Source organism: Pseudomonas sp. BT76 TE3572 (assembly GCF_050435365.1).
GTDB classification, from domain to species: Bacteria; Pseudomonadota; Gammaproteobacteria; order Pseudomonadales; family Pseudomonadaceae; genus Aquipseudomonas; species Aquipseudomonas fluorescens_W.
This window is the reverse complement of record NZ_JBNDKE010000001.1, coordinates 7,034,441-7,050,581: the sequence shown is the minus strand read 5'-3', so window position 1 is coordinate 7,050,581 and position 16,141 is coordinate 7,034,441. Positions and strand designations below refer to the sequence as shown.

Genomic DNA, 16,141 nt, shown 5'->3' with positions numbered 1-16,141 from the left:
GAGTTCAGGCCAATGTGTAGGTGGTTTTGACGGAGGTATAAAATTCCTTTGCGTACCCACCTTGCTCGCGAGACCCATAGCTTGAGTTTTTGCGACCGCCGAAAGGTGCGTGGTAGTCCACTCCTGCCGTCGGGACGTTGACCATCACCATGCCGGCGGTAGACCGTTGCTTAAAGTCCGAGCTGTGCTTGAGAGAAGTGGTGCAAATCCCGGATGACAATCCGAATTCGGTGTCGTTAGCCAGTGTGACTGCCTCCTCGTAATCCTTAACGCGGATGACACTCGCCACCGGGCCGAAAACTTCCTCCCGGTTGATACGCATCTGGTTAGTGGTTTCAGTGATCAACGCCGGAGAAAGGTAGAAGCCTGGTGTGTCCCTTATCAGCATCTCGCCGCCGTAAGCGAGTTTCCCACCCTCTTCCTGGGCGCTCTTGATGTAATCGCAATCTTGCTTGAGCTGCGCCTGTGACACGACAGGGCCCATGTCACAGCCTTCAGACAATGCGTGGTCAACCTTGAGCGAAGAGAGACGCTTGATCACAGCCTCAACAAATTGATCGTGTATGCCATCCTGGACAATCAATCGGCTGGAGGCGGTGCATCGCTGGCCTGTAGAGAAGAATGAGCCGGAGACAGCTACTTCAACTGCCTGATTGAGATCTGCGTCATCCAAAATAATGAGCGGGTTTTTGCCGCCCATTTCCAGCTGGACTTTGGCACCGCGCTCCATGCAGGTCATACCAATACTACGACCTGTTCCAGTGGAACCTGTGAATGTCAAAGCACGTACTTTTTTAGACTTCGCAAAGACATCACCCACTTTCGAGCCGGGCCCCATGACCAGATTGAACACTCCGGAGGGCAGCGCACCTGCGCGAACAATAATTTCCGCCAGTGCCCACGCACTGCCAGGCACCAGATCAGCTGGTTTGAAAACGACTGCGTTACCGAACGCCAGTGCAGGGGCGATCTTCCAGGCTGGGATTGCGATAGGGAAGTTCCAGGGAGTGATGATGCCGACCACGCCCTCTGGCTCGCGCCGTACATCTGCCTCAACGCCAGGGCGAATGGATGCCAGGCGTTCGCCCGAAAGGCGTAATGCTTCGCCCGCAAAAAACTTAAAAACCCTGCCGGCGCGAACCACTTCACCAATACCCTCAAGCAGGGTTTTCCCTTCCTCGCGCGCGAGCAATCGGCCCAACTCTTCACGACGAGCCAAAATCTCAGTGCCAATGCGGTCGAGCGCGTCACCTCGCACCTCGGCGGTAGATCGAGCCCAGTTCGGAGCCGCCTCAAAAGCCGCATCAACAGCCATCGCAGCTTGAGAAGCATCAGCGCGCGCGTACTCACCGACCACATCATTAGTATCGGAAGGATTGATATTCAGGTTGATATCGGCGCCTTCGAGCCACTCTCCGGCAATAAAATTCTTATTCATGCATTCTCCCAGACACTGATATTGATGTAGGTGAACTGAAGGGTAAATATGACTTTCGTCAGCGCAGATCAATCAACAAGCACGTAACAAGCTGAGCCAGCCACGCCTCGCAATAACCGAAATACATTTTGGCTCTAACAAAATGAGGCCAATGAATTACATTCGAGCCAGTGAGCTTTCACAAATTATTCAGGCTGCCGTGATAATGGCCTTGCAAGCATCTCAAGTATTGAATAAAACCTTACCCCCCCGCCCCCATTACTGTCTACGGCCTAGCTGTGCCTACAGTTCATACCCGGTATGAAGAACAAGAACGGAAGGATGTTGCCATCTCTTCCATACAACGAATGAAAGAGCTCGCACTAAAAAATTTGGCCTGTAACTACTTAGATTAAGCTCACAGTGCTTACTCAGATCTAAACGACAAAATCCCGATACGCGCGCTCATTGATAAATCAGCAATAGAGCAAAAGTTTAATCCTGCGACGACTTGAACTCATGCCATCTAACATCTATACCAATATGCCTTTGCGTCACAGACACCTCAAAGCCATCATCAATATGAGTCGCCTTGAATGACCTCTTCAAGCTCATTCGCCCTCCCGTCTGTGACGAGCATTCACACCGAATATGAATCGGCGCGACCTAATCTCCATGCAGCATACGAAGTACCGTAGGCGGTCATGATCGTCTTGAATCGATCAATACAAGAAAAATTAGTCTTTGTGCCGTGGTACCAGCCGATGCGTAAAAACAAACAGTTAGCTAACGACAAGCCAGGGAGCGGCTTAAAAAGCCAACAGGTCACGATGATCTCTATCGGTGGTGTTATTGGAGCGGGCCTATTCGTAGGCTCATCCAATGCTATCGCCGCAGCCGAAAGCTCCGAGCGGAGTAAGAACACAGGGGAGGATGCTTATGGGATCAAGCCTGGTGCCTGCACGCGCAGCCAATTGGCGTGCGTGCAGACAAACACCCGATAACTCAAGGAAGTAGATCGGTCAGAACGTTGGGGGAGAAACCGCACTCACCACGATACAAACCTCGTCAAAAGGATTGCGCATGCGATGCGGGAGTCTGCTGTCGAAGTAGTAAGCATCACCCACCGAAAGGACTCGCACTTCATCCCCAACGGTCATTTCAAGCTTGCCCTCGATGATGATTCCGCCCTCCTCGGCCTCGTGGGAATAAAGTTCCTCACCCTCTTGCCCAGTGTCAGCTCCAGGCTCGTACCGCTCGTGCAGGATCATCATGGAGCTGTTCGCCAGGTTCGCTCCCACCTGTCGATAGGAGAGTTTCTTGCCATCAGCAAGCTCCACCAATTCATCGGCCTTGTAGAAAACGGCCCGATCTACAACTGCCGAATCTGAAAAAAACACACTAAGGGTGACATTCAGAGGGCGTAGCAAGCGCTTCAAAATACTTACGGACGGGCTGGATTTATCTCGTTCGATGATCGAAAGCGTGGCATGAGGAACTCCGGCCTGCTCAGCCAACCCTCGAATCGAAAGCCCGCGACTTTGTCGCAATGCTTTCAGTCTCGCACCCACCGAAGCAGTCTCCTGGATTTCTGAAGGGTCTTCAGATGGCACTTCTGGAGCATGGGGGCTTCGACCAATCGCCGATGTTTCTATCACGGTTAAATCCTCAGATAAACGGCACCCGAGGGGGCCAAACTTCAATTCGATGACTTGAACTGCCCACTCTCTTTGAAGCCAACACGAATCATACGCACCAATTTGGGTTGTTTCGCACCATGCAATGCGCCCCTAGGGAAGCAAAGTAACACGATTTCAAGATTGCTCGCCCATGACAAAAACCCTTAGCCAGCAAAAAAAAACCACCAATATCTGACCACCTAATGCTCAAAATCACAAATTTTAGGCGTTAAAAAACAACCGCTTACCGTTAATCCGGGCGATTGAAGATTTTTCGACGTTACAAAAATAAAACTTGCCTAGGTTATTTTCGAGTGGTAAAAATTTTTACCAACACCACACAACAACCTGCGTCGAGGTTTAAAATGCACAAGCCATGCCACGCTGTAGCAGCACTTGGATTTGCCCTCGTTGGGATTGCAGCTTCACAAGCTGCCAACGCCCGTGACCTCACGATCGTTTCCTGGGGAGGAAATTTTCAGGATGCACAACGTGAGATATTTTTCGCGCCATTCGGAAAACAGATCGCAAAAAACGTCCTCGACCAAAGTTGGGATGGCGGCGTCGGTGTCCTCGACGCAAAAGTAAAAGCAGGAACACCGAACTGGGATGTCGTTGAAGTCGAAGCCGAGGATCTGGCTCTCGGATGCGACTCCGGCCTCTACGAAAAAATTGACTGGGCAAAGGTCGGTAACAAATCCGATTTCATCCCCGAAGCCGTGAACGATTGCGGCGTGGGCGCCATCGTTTGGAACACCGGTCTGGCCTGGGATGGCGACAAACTGAAGGCCACTCCAACTTCTTGGGCCGACTTCTTCGATACCAAGAAATTCCCAGGGAAACGTGGTCTGCGTAAGGGCCCAAAATACTCTCTTGAATTTGCGTTGATTGCAGACGGTGTAAAACCAGCCGAAGTCTACGACGTGCTGCGCACTCCAGAAGGTGTCGACCGAGCCTTCAACAAACTCAACGAGATCAAGTCAAGCATTGTCTGGTGGGAAGCCGGCGCACAGCCGCTGCAAATGCTGTCTGCGGGTGACGTTGTCATGAGTTCTGCCTACAACGGCCGCATCACCGGTTTCAACCGCAACGAGGGCAAGCACTTCAAGTTCCTGTGGAATGGCAGCGTTTCGGCCATCGACTCGTGGACTGTCCTCAAAGGCAGCGAGAACAAAGCAGCCGCCATGGACTTCATTGGCTATGCCAGCAAACCTGAAAACCAGGCAAAGCTGCCGAAGTTCATCGCTTACGGCCTGACCAACAAAAACGCCAACGAACATGTACCGGCGGAGTTGAAAGCTGACCTGCCAACAACCCCAGAGAACCTTGCTCAATCGGTGCCTCTGGATGTCGAGTTCTGGGTCGAAAACACTGAACCACTGACCGAGCGCTTCAACGCTTGGATCGCCCAGAAGTAACCGATCCACCTAGGTTGCTCCTGCCACCAGTTACTAGGTGGCAGGTCAACTACCAGCAAGACCTAGTTCCAACCTGCGACTTGAACAAATAACGATTGCTTCTCTTTTTTTGAATGAATAGGCGGATGAGTAGCGAAGATTATTTCTGCCTACTCCCGAATGAGGGATGCCACATGAATCACTTGGTCAGCTTCAAAAACATCCAGAAAACCTACGATGGTTTTCGGCCCGTCGTCAAGGATCTGAACCTTGATATCAAAGAGGGCGAATTCGTGACGCTACTCGGCCCATCGGGCTCCGGTAAGACCACGAGTCTCATGATGTTGGCCGGTTTCGAAACACCGACGCACGGCGAGATTTTTCTGAAAGACAAGCCGCTTCACAACCTACCGCCGCACAAGCGCGATATCGGCATGGTGTTTCAGAATTACGCACTGTTTCCTCACATGACGATCGAGCAAAACCTCGCCTTCCCGCTCTCCGTCCGCAAAATGAACAGCGTCGACAGAAAGGAAAAAGTTCGCCGTGCATTGGACATGGTGAAGCTCACCGACTTCGCAAAACGCTACCCCGCTCAAATGTCGGGTGGTCAACAACAGCGGGTCGCGTTGGCCCGTGCCCTGGTATTTGAACCCAAACTTGTATTGATGGATGAACCACTGGGTGCCCTGGACAAACAGTTGCGCGAACACATGCAACTGGAAATCAAACACCTCCACAAGCAGCTCGGACTGACCGTTGTTTACGTGACACACGACCAAAGCGAAGCTCTGACCATGTCCGACCGTGTCGCTGTCTTCAATGATGGCGTGATCCAACAGATCGACAGCCCGGCAGCAATTTATGAGTCCCCGACCAAAAGCTTCGTGGCTCAGTTCATCGGTGAAAACAACACCCTGATCGCAACGTTTGTTTCCAGAGACGAACGTCACACCATCGCACGCCTGGCTGACGGCAGCTTGATCCGGGCGATATCGGTAGTTGGAGCCAAGCCTGGAGATCAGGTCGCGCTTTGCATTCGACCAGAGCGCGTTGTGGTTGGGCCGGCTGGCAGTACGCCTTTGACCGCTCGCATTCAGGAGTACATCTACCTGGGTGACCACGTTCGAATGATTACTGAAATTGCAGGGCAACCGAATTTCATGATCAAGCTTCCTGCCTCGCAAATGGATAGCAGCTGGACCGTAGGTAGCTCGATTTCCATTTCCTGGGCGCCAGAGCACATTCGTGCCTTGGACGTGACCACACACTGAGTTGCCGATCATGAGTCAGTCAGCAGTAATTCTTTCAGGCAAGGCCGAAGCGACAGATCTTAGAGCCAAGCTTAGAAAATCCGAACGTTCATACAAAATGAAATCGCTAGCGCTCATCGCGCCGCTGTTTCTGTTCGTACTCGTATGCTTTGCCTTCCCTATCGGCACCATGCTTACTCGAAGCGTGGACAACCCCGACGTGCATAGCGCCATGCCTGCAACAACACTGGCGCTCGAATCCTGGGACGCTACCTCGCTGCCAAGCGAGGGCACTTTCGATGCCTTGGTACAAGACCTGGCCAGCGCAAAAGAGAGCGGTCAGATCGGAGCGCTTACAAAACGCTTGAGTTACGAAATCCCTGCCTACCGAACCGTTATCACCAAGACACTGCGCAAGCTCCCGGACAGCACCGCAACGTCTAAGCGTGAGGCGCTGATCGCGGTGGACAGTGCTTGGGGAGACGTGAACTATTGGAAGGCCCTGAAGCAGGCATCGTCGAAGCTGACGCCTTATTTCTTGCTTGCAGCCCTTGATCATCGTGTTGATTCCGCCACCGGCAGCATTGTCAAAGCAGAGCCGAACCAATCGATTTACCTGGATATTTTCACACGCACCTTCTACATCGGCGGCGTTGTAACGATCCTCTGCCTGTTACTCGGTTTTCCAGTCGCTTACTGGCTGGCCACTTTGCCAGAGGGTAAAAGCAATCTGTTGATGATCTGCGTTTTGCTGCCCTTCTGGACATCTCTGATTGTTCGCACAGCAGCGTGGATCGTACTGTTGCAGTCAGATGGTCTGATCAACCGCTCGCTCATGTTCCTGGGGATTGTGGACGCACCTGTCCAGCTTGTTTTCAACAGGACTGGCGTAATCATCGCGATGACTCATGTCCTTCTGCCGTTCATGATTTTGCCGCTCTACAGCGTGATGAAAAGCATTCCTTCGAACTATGTTCGCGCCGCCATTTCTCTTGGGGCACACCCTTTCGTTGCCTTCTGGCGAGTGTATGTCCCCCAGACCTTCGCGGGTCTGGCAGCCGGTGGTTTGCTCACCTTCATTCTGGCGATTGGTTACTACGTGACGCCAGCGTTGGTAGGTGGTGCAGCGGATCAAATGGTCAGTTACTTCGTCGCGTTCTACACCAACAAAACCGTCAACTGGGGCATGGCATCGGCGCTAGGTAGCCTGCTGCTGATCGCAACACTGCTGCTCTATGTGGTGTACGGAAAGCTCACCAACCAAACCCAGGCGAGGTAATCGACATGTTGCAGCCTTACGCTTCCTCAGCAGAGAAACTGGCCAGGTTTGGATTGGTCTCTACCTCAATCCTTGTACTGCTGTTTTTGATTGTTCCGATACTGGTGATCATTCCTTTATCGTTCAATTCGTCGTCTTTTCTCACATATCCAATGGATGGCTTCTCCTTCCGTTGGTATGAAGAGCTGACGTCGTCTCAAGAATGGCGCCAAGCATTCAAGAACAGCTTCATCATCGCTCCAGGCGCCACCTTGCTGGCGATGGTGTTCGGGACGATGGCATCCGTTGGCTTATGTCGGGGCAACTTCCCGTTCAAAAACGTGGTTATGGCCTTCCTTATCTCGCCAATGATCGTGCCTCTGATCATTGTCGCAGTAGGTCTGTACTTCTTCTTCGCCAAACTGCAGTTGCTCAATAGCTACATTGGATTGGTACTGGCGCACGCGATGCTGGGTGTCCCTTTCGTAGTTATCACGGTTAACGCGACCTTGCAGGGCTTCAACACCAATCTGAGCAGAGCAGCTGCCAGTCTTGGCGCCCCGCCGCTCACGGTCTTTTTTAAGGTCGTGTTGCCTTTGATTGCCCCTGGGGTGATCTCGGGAGGACTGTTCGCGTTTGCCACGTCTTTCGATGAAGTGGTGGTCACTCTCTTCCTGGCCAGCCCGTCGCAAAGAACGCTTCCGCTTCAGATGTTCTCGGGTATCAGAGAGAACATCAGTCCAAACATCGCGGCTGTCGCCACCATCATGGTCATCCTGTCCGTATTGATGTTGCTGACACTGGAGTTACTCCGCCGTCGCAACGAGAAAATGAAGATAAAACAAGAATAAGAAGGCACACGTAGCCTATTCAGGCTCGTTAAAAGCTACGTAAAACCCCTCTCGGGACCAATACCCGGGACGGCTAACTACTGTCAAAATTCAGAGGTTTTTATGCCTAATTTAGTTGGTGATGTTTCCAGTGCTGCTCGTATCCTGCCTGACCTGAATGGTGAAAAACTGTTCATTAGCAAAGGCAAAGGCGCGTACCTTTGGGATGACAAAGGTCGCAAATACATCGATACCGCGCTGGGCTTTGGTGCGGTATTGCTTGGCCACTCGAACGACTCGGTAAATGCTGCAGTTACTGAAGCATTAGGCGACAGTGCGGCGCCATCCTGGGCTCATGTCCGTGAGCATGGAGCCGCGACTGAACTGGCCAAACATACCGGCGAGCTCTCGAAGGTGATCTTCACTAACTCCGGTAGCGAAGCTGTGCACCTCGCCTGCCGTGCAGCTCGGGCTTATACCAGCCGTGGAAAAATTGCCAAGATGGCTGCCGGTTTCGATGGCTGGTTCGATGATGTCAGCCACGGCAACGTCACCTCCAAGGAAGCGAGCTTCCAGGACGGAAAGCGTCCGTCTACCGAACGTACCACGCTGATCCGCTACAACGATTTCGCAGATGTAGAGCGTCTATTCGAAGAAGACAATGACATCGCGGCGGTCATCCTTGAGCCGATGCTGGCCAACGCTGGCTGCATCATGCCATTGCCTGGTTACCTCAAACATGTGCAGGACATTGCTCATAAACACGGTGCACTCGTGATTTGTGACGAGGTTCTGATGGGCTTCCGGCTGTATGCGGGTCTGGCAGGGCTGCGTGAAGGTTTGAGCCCCGATATTGCGAGTGTCGGCAAAGCGATAGGTAACGGTGTCCCAGTCTCCGCCATCGTCGGCAAACCTCATATCCTGGCAGGCTTTGAAGAAGGCCGAGTCCTTCGCGGGGGCACCTTCAGTGGTAATCCGCTGGCTTGCGCAGCCATGACGAGCACCCTGACTCAACTGGATAACAGCGACTACGAGCAGCTCATTCAACGCGGCAACGATCTACGCATTGCGATTGAGACCATTTTCGAATTGCATGGCGTGATCATTTCAACCAGCGGCTACGGGAATGTGTTTGGTGTGTGGCTGGGAATGACGACTCCAGTGACATACGAGCAGGCCGTCGAGATAGCGAACCCTGCCTTCACCAAGGCCCTGCACCTTGCGCTGCGCGAAGCAGGAGTGTTGATCATGCCGTCTGCGTACGGTCGCATCTACATTTCCTTTGAGCACAACAGCATCGTGATCGAAGAAATGAAAGTTGCCTTTGAGAAAGCTGCTGCCAAGTTAAGCGCTGAATTCGCGAACGCCTGATCAAGAAAGGAGGCCTTCAGACCTCCTTTCACCATCTAATAAGTGACAACCATTTGTGTACGACGTTCGCGTTATGCCGAGCCTCATCGCGACACTGGCAACAGAGACGTCCGGTTCCAGGCATTCCCGGGTGAATGCCTGGACTGGTCTTCCCACTGCCATTTGGCCCGAAAACATGACAAATACACTTTTTCAGCTCGAATGGCTCAACATTCAGGTGTGCTAGCCATTGGAAATATATCGGCCCATTCGACCATTTTTATCGTCGCGCACATAGCCTTGAGAATGCGGTTTACCGTTTAGGTGTGACTATTCAGGAAGCTGGCAAAAAGCTCCGACTGGGTTTTTATGTTCAGTTTGCTGTAAATGTGCCGTCGGTGTGTTTTCACTGTATCAACCGAGATTAAAAGCTTGTCGGCAATTCCTTTGCTGGAGTGCCCACTCAGCATGAGCTGGCAAATGTCGAACTCTCGCGAAGTCAAAGCAGCTCTCAAACCATCAAGCCCATCATTGGGTTCCACACCTGCAAGATCTTGCCGCTCGTAAGCCATTCGTTGCCTCATCAAGGCCAGTAACCAAGGCTGCATCAATGTCAGCCAAGCCACCTCTTCATCAGTGATCCTGCGCTGAGATCCGAACGACAGGCAGACTAAACGTCGTTCATCCAAACGGCAGTTGAGCTGGATTTCGTCGGCTACCACATTCAGATGGAAGTAGCGTTGATAGTAATCCGTTTCCTCAAAACAATCCGGCGCAACGTCCCGAAGCTGAAACAACCCACTGCGGGCATCTTCACAGTTCACACGGTAAAACGGATCTATCAGATAGATTCCGCTTAAGTAGTCTTGGAATAGTGGGTCAGGGCCGCCGCCGGGTGCAGTAGATTCCGCTAACAAATGGGGACGGCCATCCTGAAAAAGCAGTGCTACCCAATTATCAAAATGAAGGACATCACCCACTCGCCTCACCACAGCCTGCCAGAAGCCTGGCTGGTCGATGGATTCAATGAGAATGCCAAAAGCTCGGTGCCAGGCGATCTCTCGCAATGCGGGGGTCATTGTCACTCCTTAGGATTACCTATCTCGTGCGATTACCGCCCTAACGGCGACTAGCCATAATACCGCAGTGTCACAGGTTGAGACCTGATTAATGTCTAGTGGAGTTTGCGAATGAATGTCGAGTTAGCCCAAATTACCGGGCGTGATGGCGATACGGCTTACAACCTTGCTCGGGCGCTGGGGGTCATCGAAACGTGCGCGAGCGAAACGCAATTGTTGGTGCTACCGGAAACGTACCTCACGGGATTTCCTACTAAGGCGAATGTTGCGCAAATCGCTGAGCCTCTCGACGGCCCAAGCTTAAAAGCCATATGCCAAGCGGCGAAGAAAAAGGGCTTATCAGTAGCCGTAGGTTTAGCTGAAAACGATGGTGGTCGGTTCTATAACACCACGGTGTTGATAACTCCGGATCAGGGCATAGTCCTCCACTATAGAAAGACTCATCTTTGGTCAGGTGAGCGGGATGTCTTTGAGCCAGGCGACCGCATGGTGACGGGAATGTGGAACGGACTTCGAGTTGGCCTCTTGATTTGCTACGACATCGAATTTCCCGAAACAGCCCGCGCGCTTGGTCAGCTAGGCGTTGAGTTGTTGATCGTTACCAACGGCAATTTTGATCCTTACGGGCCAAATCACCGAACCTGCATCATGGCTCGCGCGTTAGAGAATCAAGCGTTCGCAATCATGGTTAACCGAGTCGGCCCTAGCGATGACGGATTAGTGTTTGCCGGTGGTTCTGCTGTGGTGAATCCCTTTGGCGACCTACTGGTTGAAGCAGGTCGAGAGGAAGCGCGTATTCGCATGTCCTTGGACACATCTTTGCTTGCGAAGGCACGTATCCCCTACATCTACGGCAACGATCAACGAATGCGCCTGAACGGGCAATTGCGGGAAGACGGTGAACGCCGCGAGCTAATTATCACTAAGTACCAATAGCCAAACCAACAGATACAGCAAGCAGCTTTTTTTGAAATATCTACCGTGTATCCGGCCGCTCCTGGCGGACGATAAAAACATAATCGGAGACGTCAATGGCTAACTTAAAACGCACCTTGTCGCTGAGCACACTGGTGATTTTCGGGGTCGGGCTCATGACCCCCATCATCGTGCTTGGCACATTTGGCATCTTGGCACAGTCGAGTGGAGGACATGTTCCGACGGCTTATCTTGCAGCCCTTGTAGCCATGTTGCTGACAGCACTGAGCTACGCCCACATGGCCCGGGCTTTCCCAGTTTCTGGATCATCGTACACCTACGTACGTAAAGCGATTGATGCACGCCTTGGCTTCATGACGGGTTGGGCGATCCTCCTGGACTATCTGTTCCTTCCAATGGCGATATGGTTGATCGGGACAGCGTATCTCAACTCGGCTTTTCCTGGGGTGCCTGCGTTCGTGTGGCTGCTAACGTTTATTGGGCTGACAACGCTGATCAACGTGGTGGGCCTTAAATTGGCCACAGCTGTGAACATTCTACTGCTGCTATTGCAGGTACTGATTTTAGGTGCGTTCGTGGTTATGTGCATCCACTACACCCTTGGAGACCCTACTAAACCACTATTCAGTTTGGCGCCATTTGTAAGCGGGGGCATCCAATGGCCAATGATCATGAGCGGCGCAGCCATCGCATGCTATTCGTATCTTGGCTTCGACGCTGTCAGCACCTTGACTGAGGAAACCCATAATCCAGAGCGCAACATGCCAAGGGCAATCCTTTGGGTAACTTTGATCGGTGGATTGATTTTTGTAGGCACCTCATACGTTGTGCAACTGGCTCAGCCATCACTTGAGTTTGCTAATGTAGATTCTGCCGCTTACGAAATCGCTCGCAATATCGGAGGTGACCTGTTCGTCTCGATCTTCCTGATTGGCTTGGTGCTTGGACAGTTCACATCCGGCATTGCTGCTCAGGCGAGCGGCTCAAGATTGCTGTACGTGCTTGGACGAGACTCGGTGCTGCCGAAAGCTTTCTTCGGCTACCTTTCTCCACGCTTTGGCACCCCAATCTGGTGCTTGATATTAAGCGCAGTAGTAGCCTTGCTTGCTCTCAACATGGATGTGACTACCTCGACCTCTTTCATCAACTTCGGGGCATTTCTGACCTTCATCCTGGTCAACCTCTCTGTAGTTTTCCACTACTGGCGCACCGAAAAGCGCCGTGGGTTTACGGCGTTTGTTCTGTACCTGCTGCTTCCAATCGCAGGAATGGTTGCTGATCTATGGCTAATGTTCAGCTTGGATCACAAGGCTGTGGAGCTGGGCTTATCTTGGCTGGCGATCGGCTTCGTTTACTTGATCTTCCTAACAGGCGGGCTTCGTAACCAGCCGCCAGAATTGGTTTTGGAAGAGGCAATTTAGCCAGTCTGCTAAGCCGCCATTTCAACATCTATTCAACAACAGAAGGGCCCTCAATGGGCCCTTTTGTACTCAAACCAAGATCACTTGGATAGCCAGGACTCGACAGTCGCGGAGCCGTACTCAGCGTTCCACTCTTTCAGAGTCTGGTGATTGCCACCTTTGGTTTCTACGTCTTCACTTGGCGTGGCTTACGGATACCTGCTTTGGACTCAACGGCTGGAGCGCGACGGCGAGCCTGAGGATCCCCTGCTGAAGTGATCAGGCAGTGAATCGTCCCTAATTTCCTAAACGAGTCTAATCGGCTGTTTTTCGTCGACTCTAGCCTTTCGTGATCGGCAGAAAACCGCCAACGTCTGTCGATGCCGACCGACAGCTATATTGGGTCGACTCTGTTGAAAAAGTCGGACTTTCAGCTCGACTGAACTCAGGCATGGCCACCACCGGAGAACCTGATCCATGCTTGAAATGGGCATAGCATTTGCTGAGTCGTCTAGCGGCGCTCGCTGCCAACGGTGCCTAAGAGAGTCGAACCGAAATTAGCGAATCCCCGAAAAGTTACCACCGGGTTACTTCTTTAGGGAGGATTTACGAAACCAAGGGCAATTCACTTGCTCCGATACCCCGAGCGGTCTAGAAGGACGAGGCCGATTCCACCTTCGATAAAATCCTCTAATGCATCTATGTCCATCGGGGGACCAAATAAATATCCCTGATAGTTACGGCAACCCAAAGCAGCCAGCATGTCACGCTGCGCTTCCGTTTCTACACCCTCAGCAATGACCGACAAGTTCATACTGTTTGCTAACGCGACCACCGTCTTGGCGATTGCAGCGTCGTTTAGATCCACCAGGATATCGCGTACAAATCCCTGGTCGATCTTGAGCTGGTCCAGCGGCAGGCGCTTCAGATACGACAGGGAGGAATAACCGGTGCCAAAATCGTCCAGCGAAAAGACAACGCCGATGGATTTCAACGCATTCATCTTGGCAATCACATCCTCGACGTTAGAAACCAGCATACTTTCAGTAATTTCCAACTTGAGACGATGAGGATTGGCACCGTAGCGCTTGAGCACAGACCGTATTTGTTCGACAAAGTCATCCTGATTAAATTGCCGAGTACTGACGTTGACGGCGATGCTCAGGTGCGAGAACTCGGATCTATCCGCCCATGCGGCCAACTGCTGACAGGCGATTTCCAACGCCTGCTGGCCTAGCGGCAAAATCAAGCCACTCGCCTCTGCCAGTGGAATGAACTCTGCCGGAAAAATCATCCCCCCGCGCAGGTCTTTCCAGCGCACTAACGCTTCCACGCCTGTAATCCGACCTTCATCCGTAACCTGCGGCTGGTAGTGCAGCAGGATGTGGTGTTGCTTGATAGCCTTGCGCAAGCCATCCTCAAGCGCGATTCGAGCGCTGACGATCGCCTGCATCTGGGGGTCAAAAAAGCGCAAAACGTTGCGCCCGCAGGCTTTGGCCTGGTACATGGCCAACTCGGCGCGTTTCAAGGGCTCGCTTGCATCCTCATGCTGCTCGCCGAACAGTGTGATACCTATACTGCAGGTTCGGTGCAGTATGGATGTACACACGTCATAAGGCTGCTCGATCTCCCGCAGGGTTTTTTCGCCAATGTTTTCAGCATGGCTCGCCGCTTCCTGGGGATTGGTGCTCTGGCTCTCCAGAATAAGAGCGAATTTGTCGCCTCCAAGGCGGGCAACGGTGTCACCCTCCCGCACACAACGCCTCAATCGCTGGGCGACTTCATTTAGAATCAAGTCGCCCTGTCCATGCCCCAGGGTTTCGTTGATGGACTTGAAATCATCGAGATCGACAAACATCAATGCGCCCATCCATTGATGGCGAGCACTCGAAATCAACGCTTGTTCCAGCCGATCCATAAAGAGTCGGCGATTTGGCAATCCCGTGAGCTGGTCAGCGAACGATAGTCTTTGGATCTGCTGCTCAGCAGCCTTTCGGTCGCTGATTTCCCGGACGATCGCCTGAATGCATAGAGTGTCATCCAGGGTCATCATGTGCGCCGAAACCAGACCGGGCCACGTTCGGCCATCCTTGCTTACAAATTCAGCTTCACGATCAATGAAGTATCCGTTTTGCTGCAGGAGACAAACCGACTTGTGACGCTCTTCCGGATAGCGCCAGATATCGATATCAAAAACCGTTTTGCCAATAGTATCTTCCCGTGTCCAGCCAAATACGGGCGTAAATCCGTCATTGACCTCAAGAAGTCGCCCATCCTCCAGGCGGGTTATGACTTGACTATCCGGGCTGGTGCGAAACACAGTACGAAAGAGTTCCATTTTTTTCGTCTTACGCGATTCAGTTTCACGTCTATAGCTGGTATGCGTGTAAACAAGAATAACCAGGGTGAAAATTGCCACCAGTAAAAGTGTTATGACAACTTCCTTTCGCCAGGGAGCAAGAATGTCGTCGGTGCTCTTTGCGACGAAGATATAGAGAGGGTAATTCGCAATTTTTCGATAGCTATAGAGTCGTTCGATGCCGTCTACTGGAGCAACTGCGGTGTAGTTCCCTGCATTCGGGGACGATCGAGTGGTTTCAGTAGCTTTGGCTGAAACCAGCCTGGCACCCACTTGCCCGCTTTCATTCGCTGCTTTCGGATACCGGACTATGAGCGCCATCTCATCATCACGAATAGCGATGACCCCTTGTTTTCCAACATCAATAGTGGAAAACATATCGCTGAAATACTCCATCATGCGCAACGAGCCCAGCGCCACACCCGCAAAGGAGCCATCAGCGTAGTTGATACGTCTGGACAGGAGGACCGACCAGGTTTTTGTGCTGCGTCCTATCACCGGCCTGGATACGACCATTCCGAGATGCGAGTTCTCATGCAGGCGTTGGAAATACTCTCGGTCGGTTATATTCGTTACTTTGCCGGCAGTCATTAATGTTCCCCAGGGGACATCACCTTTCTCATCCGCCACCCACAGTCCTTCGCAATCCCGAATCTGCGCCTGCTGCTGTGCTAGATACCCGTTCAGCAACGCCCCATTAATGCCTCCGACAGCCATTTGCCGCTCTACTTCACTGGTTACAGCAAACAGGCCGACATCAACCTTATCAAGGATGCCGGAGACGTTGATAGCTAAGGACCTCGCCAGGTTCTCTGTTGTGATGATTGCTTGAAGCTCATGCTGTTGTTTGCTCTTGTAGAGCGCCAGCCCCGCCAGCGCATAGACAAACAAAATGATGGAAACAATACCTGCCGCAAGACGGGCCGCTAAGGAATGTGATCGCCACTGCATAAGGAAGTCTCGACAAAACCAATTGAGGGCATAGCGGGACACTTCATAGGCTAGTCGGTCAGGTAGTACTTGCCGTCGAAAACTTGAAATACTCACAGATTATTGAGTAGCAACGCGCAAAATGCCGTCGAAGGGCGACGCTAAACCGGGCTGTTTGCGGTTAGCGCATCGGGCGCTCTAGAAAAAGATCCGCGCGGGTTTGCGAAAGCCACGCACTGGAGGATCGTCGCAA

At 52.2% G+C, this 16,141-nt stretch carries 11 protein-coding genes and 2 pseudogenes; 8 read left to right on the top strand and 5 right to left on the bottom strand.

The features are described from left to right. Positions 1-4: 4 nt before the first annotated feature. Positions 5-1,438: an aldehyde dehydrogenase family protein gene (locus ABH912_RS32265; RefSeq protein WP_429512954.1), complete on the bottom strand. Its 1,434-nt coding sequence runs from the start codon at positions 1,436-1,438 to the stop codon at positions 5-7. A 743-nt stretch (positions 1,439-2,181) separates the two neighbouring features. Here ABH912_RS32265 and ABH912_RS32260 point away from each other — a divergent pair. Next, positions 2,182-2,316 (top strand): annotated as a pseudogene (locus ABH912_RS32260) (hypothetical protein); the annotation flags it as partial. A 123-nt stretch (positions 2,317-2,439) separates the two neighbouring features. Here ABH912_RS32260 and ABH912_RS32255 read toward each other — a convergent pair. Further along, positions 2,440-3,075, bottom strand: a complete 636-nt coding sequence (locus ABH912_RS32255; RefSeq protein ID WP_429512952.1) for a cupin domain-containing protein — start codon at positions 3,073-3,075, stop codon at positions 2,440-2,442. Positions 3,076-3,461: 386 nt separating this feature from the next. Here ABH912_RS32255 and ABH912_RS32250 point away from each other — a divergent pair, with 386 nt between their 5' ends. The 5 genes from ABH912_RS32250 to ABH912_RS32230 all read left to right on the top strand — a co-directional run bounded on the left by ABH912_RS32250 (position 3,462) and on the right by ABH912_RS32230 (position 9,205). Beyond that, positions 3,462-4,514: an ABC transporter substrate-binding protein gene (locus ABH912_RS32250; protein ID WP_429512950.1), complete on the top strand. Its 1,053-nt coding sequence runs from the start codon at positions 3,462-3,464 to the stop codon at positions 4,512-4,514. A 173-nt stretch (positions 4,515-4,687) separates the two neighbouring features. Further along, entirely contained in the window at positions 4,688-5,767 is a 1,080-nt protein-coding gene (locus ABH912_RS32245) for an ABC transporter ATP-binding protein (protein ID WP_429512948.1), read from the top strand. Between the two features lie 10 nt (positions 5,768-5,777). After that, a complete protein-coding gene (locus ABH912_RS32240) occupies positions 5,778-7,025 on the top strand; it encodes an ABC transporter permease (protein WP_429512946.1) in 1,248 nt (415 codons plus the stop codon). Positions 7,026-7,030: 5 nt separating this feature from the next. Further along, a complete protein-coding gene (locus ABH912_RS32235; RefSeq protein WP_429512944.1) occupies positions 7,031-7,855 on the top strand; it encodes an ABC transporter permease in 825 nt (274 codons plus the stop codon). Between the two features lie 102 nt (positions 7,856-7,957). After that, positions 7,958-9,205: an aspartate aminotransferase family protein gene (locus tag ABH912_RS32230; RefSeq protein WP_429512942.1), complete on the top strand. Its 1,248-nt coding sequence runs from the start codon at positions 7,958-7,960 to the stop codon at positions 9,203-9,205. 299 nt (positions 9,206-9,504) lie between these two features. Here the strand turns inward: ABH912_RS32230 and ABH912_RS32225 are convergent, their stop codons facing one another. Further along, positions 9,505-10,263: a response regulator transcription factor gene (locus ABH912_RS32225; RefSeq protein ID WP_429512941.1), complete on the bottom strand. Its 759-nt coding sequence runs from the start codon at positions 10,261-10,263 to the stop codon at positions 9,505-9,507. A 111-nt stretch (positions 10,264-10,374) separates the two neighbouring features. Between ABH912_RS32225 and ABH912_RS32220 the strand changes: the two genes are divergently transcribed. Both ABH912_RS32220 and ABH912_RS32215 read left to right on the top strand, forming a co-directional pair. After that, on the top strand, positions 10,375-11,199 hold the full coding sequence (locus tag ABH912_RS32220) for a carbon-nitrogen hydrolase family protein (RefSeq protein ID WP_429512939.1): 825 nt from the start codon (positions 10,375-10,377) through the stop codon (positions 11,197-11,199). A 95-nt stretch (positions 11,200-11,294) separates the two neighbouring features. Then, positions 11,295-12,620, top strand: coding sequence for an APC family permease (locus ABH912_RS32215; protein WP_429512937.1), 1,326 nt, complete (start codon positions 11,295-11,297; stop codon positions 12,618-12,620). An 80-nt stretch (positions 12,621-12,700) separates the two neighbouring features. Here ABH912_RS32215 and ABH912_RS32210 read toward each other — a convergent pair. Further along, positions 12,701-12,864, bottom strand: a pseudogene (locus ABH912_RS32210) (transcriptional regulator); the annotation flags it as partial. A 360-nt stretch (positions 12,865-13,224) separates the two neighbouring features. Beyond that, the gene (locus tag ABH912_RS32205) at positions 13,225-15,909 is read right to left on the bottom strand and encodes a bifunctional diguanylate cyclase/phosphodiesterase (RefSeq protein WP_429512935.1); all 2,685 of its coding nucleotides are present in this window, start codon (positions 15,907-15,909) and stop codon (positions 13,225-13,227) included. Positions 15,910-16,141 lie beyond the last annotated feature (232 nt).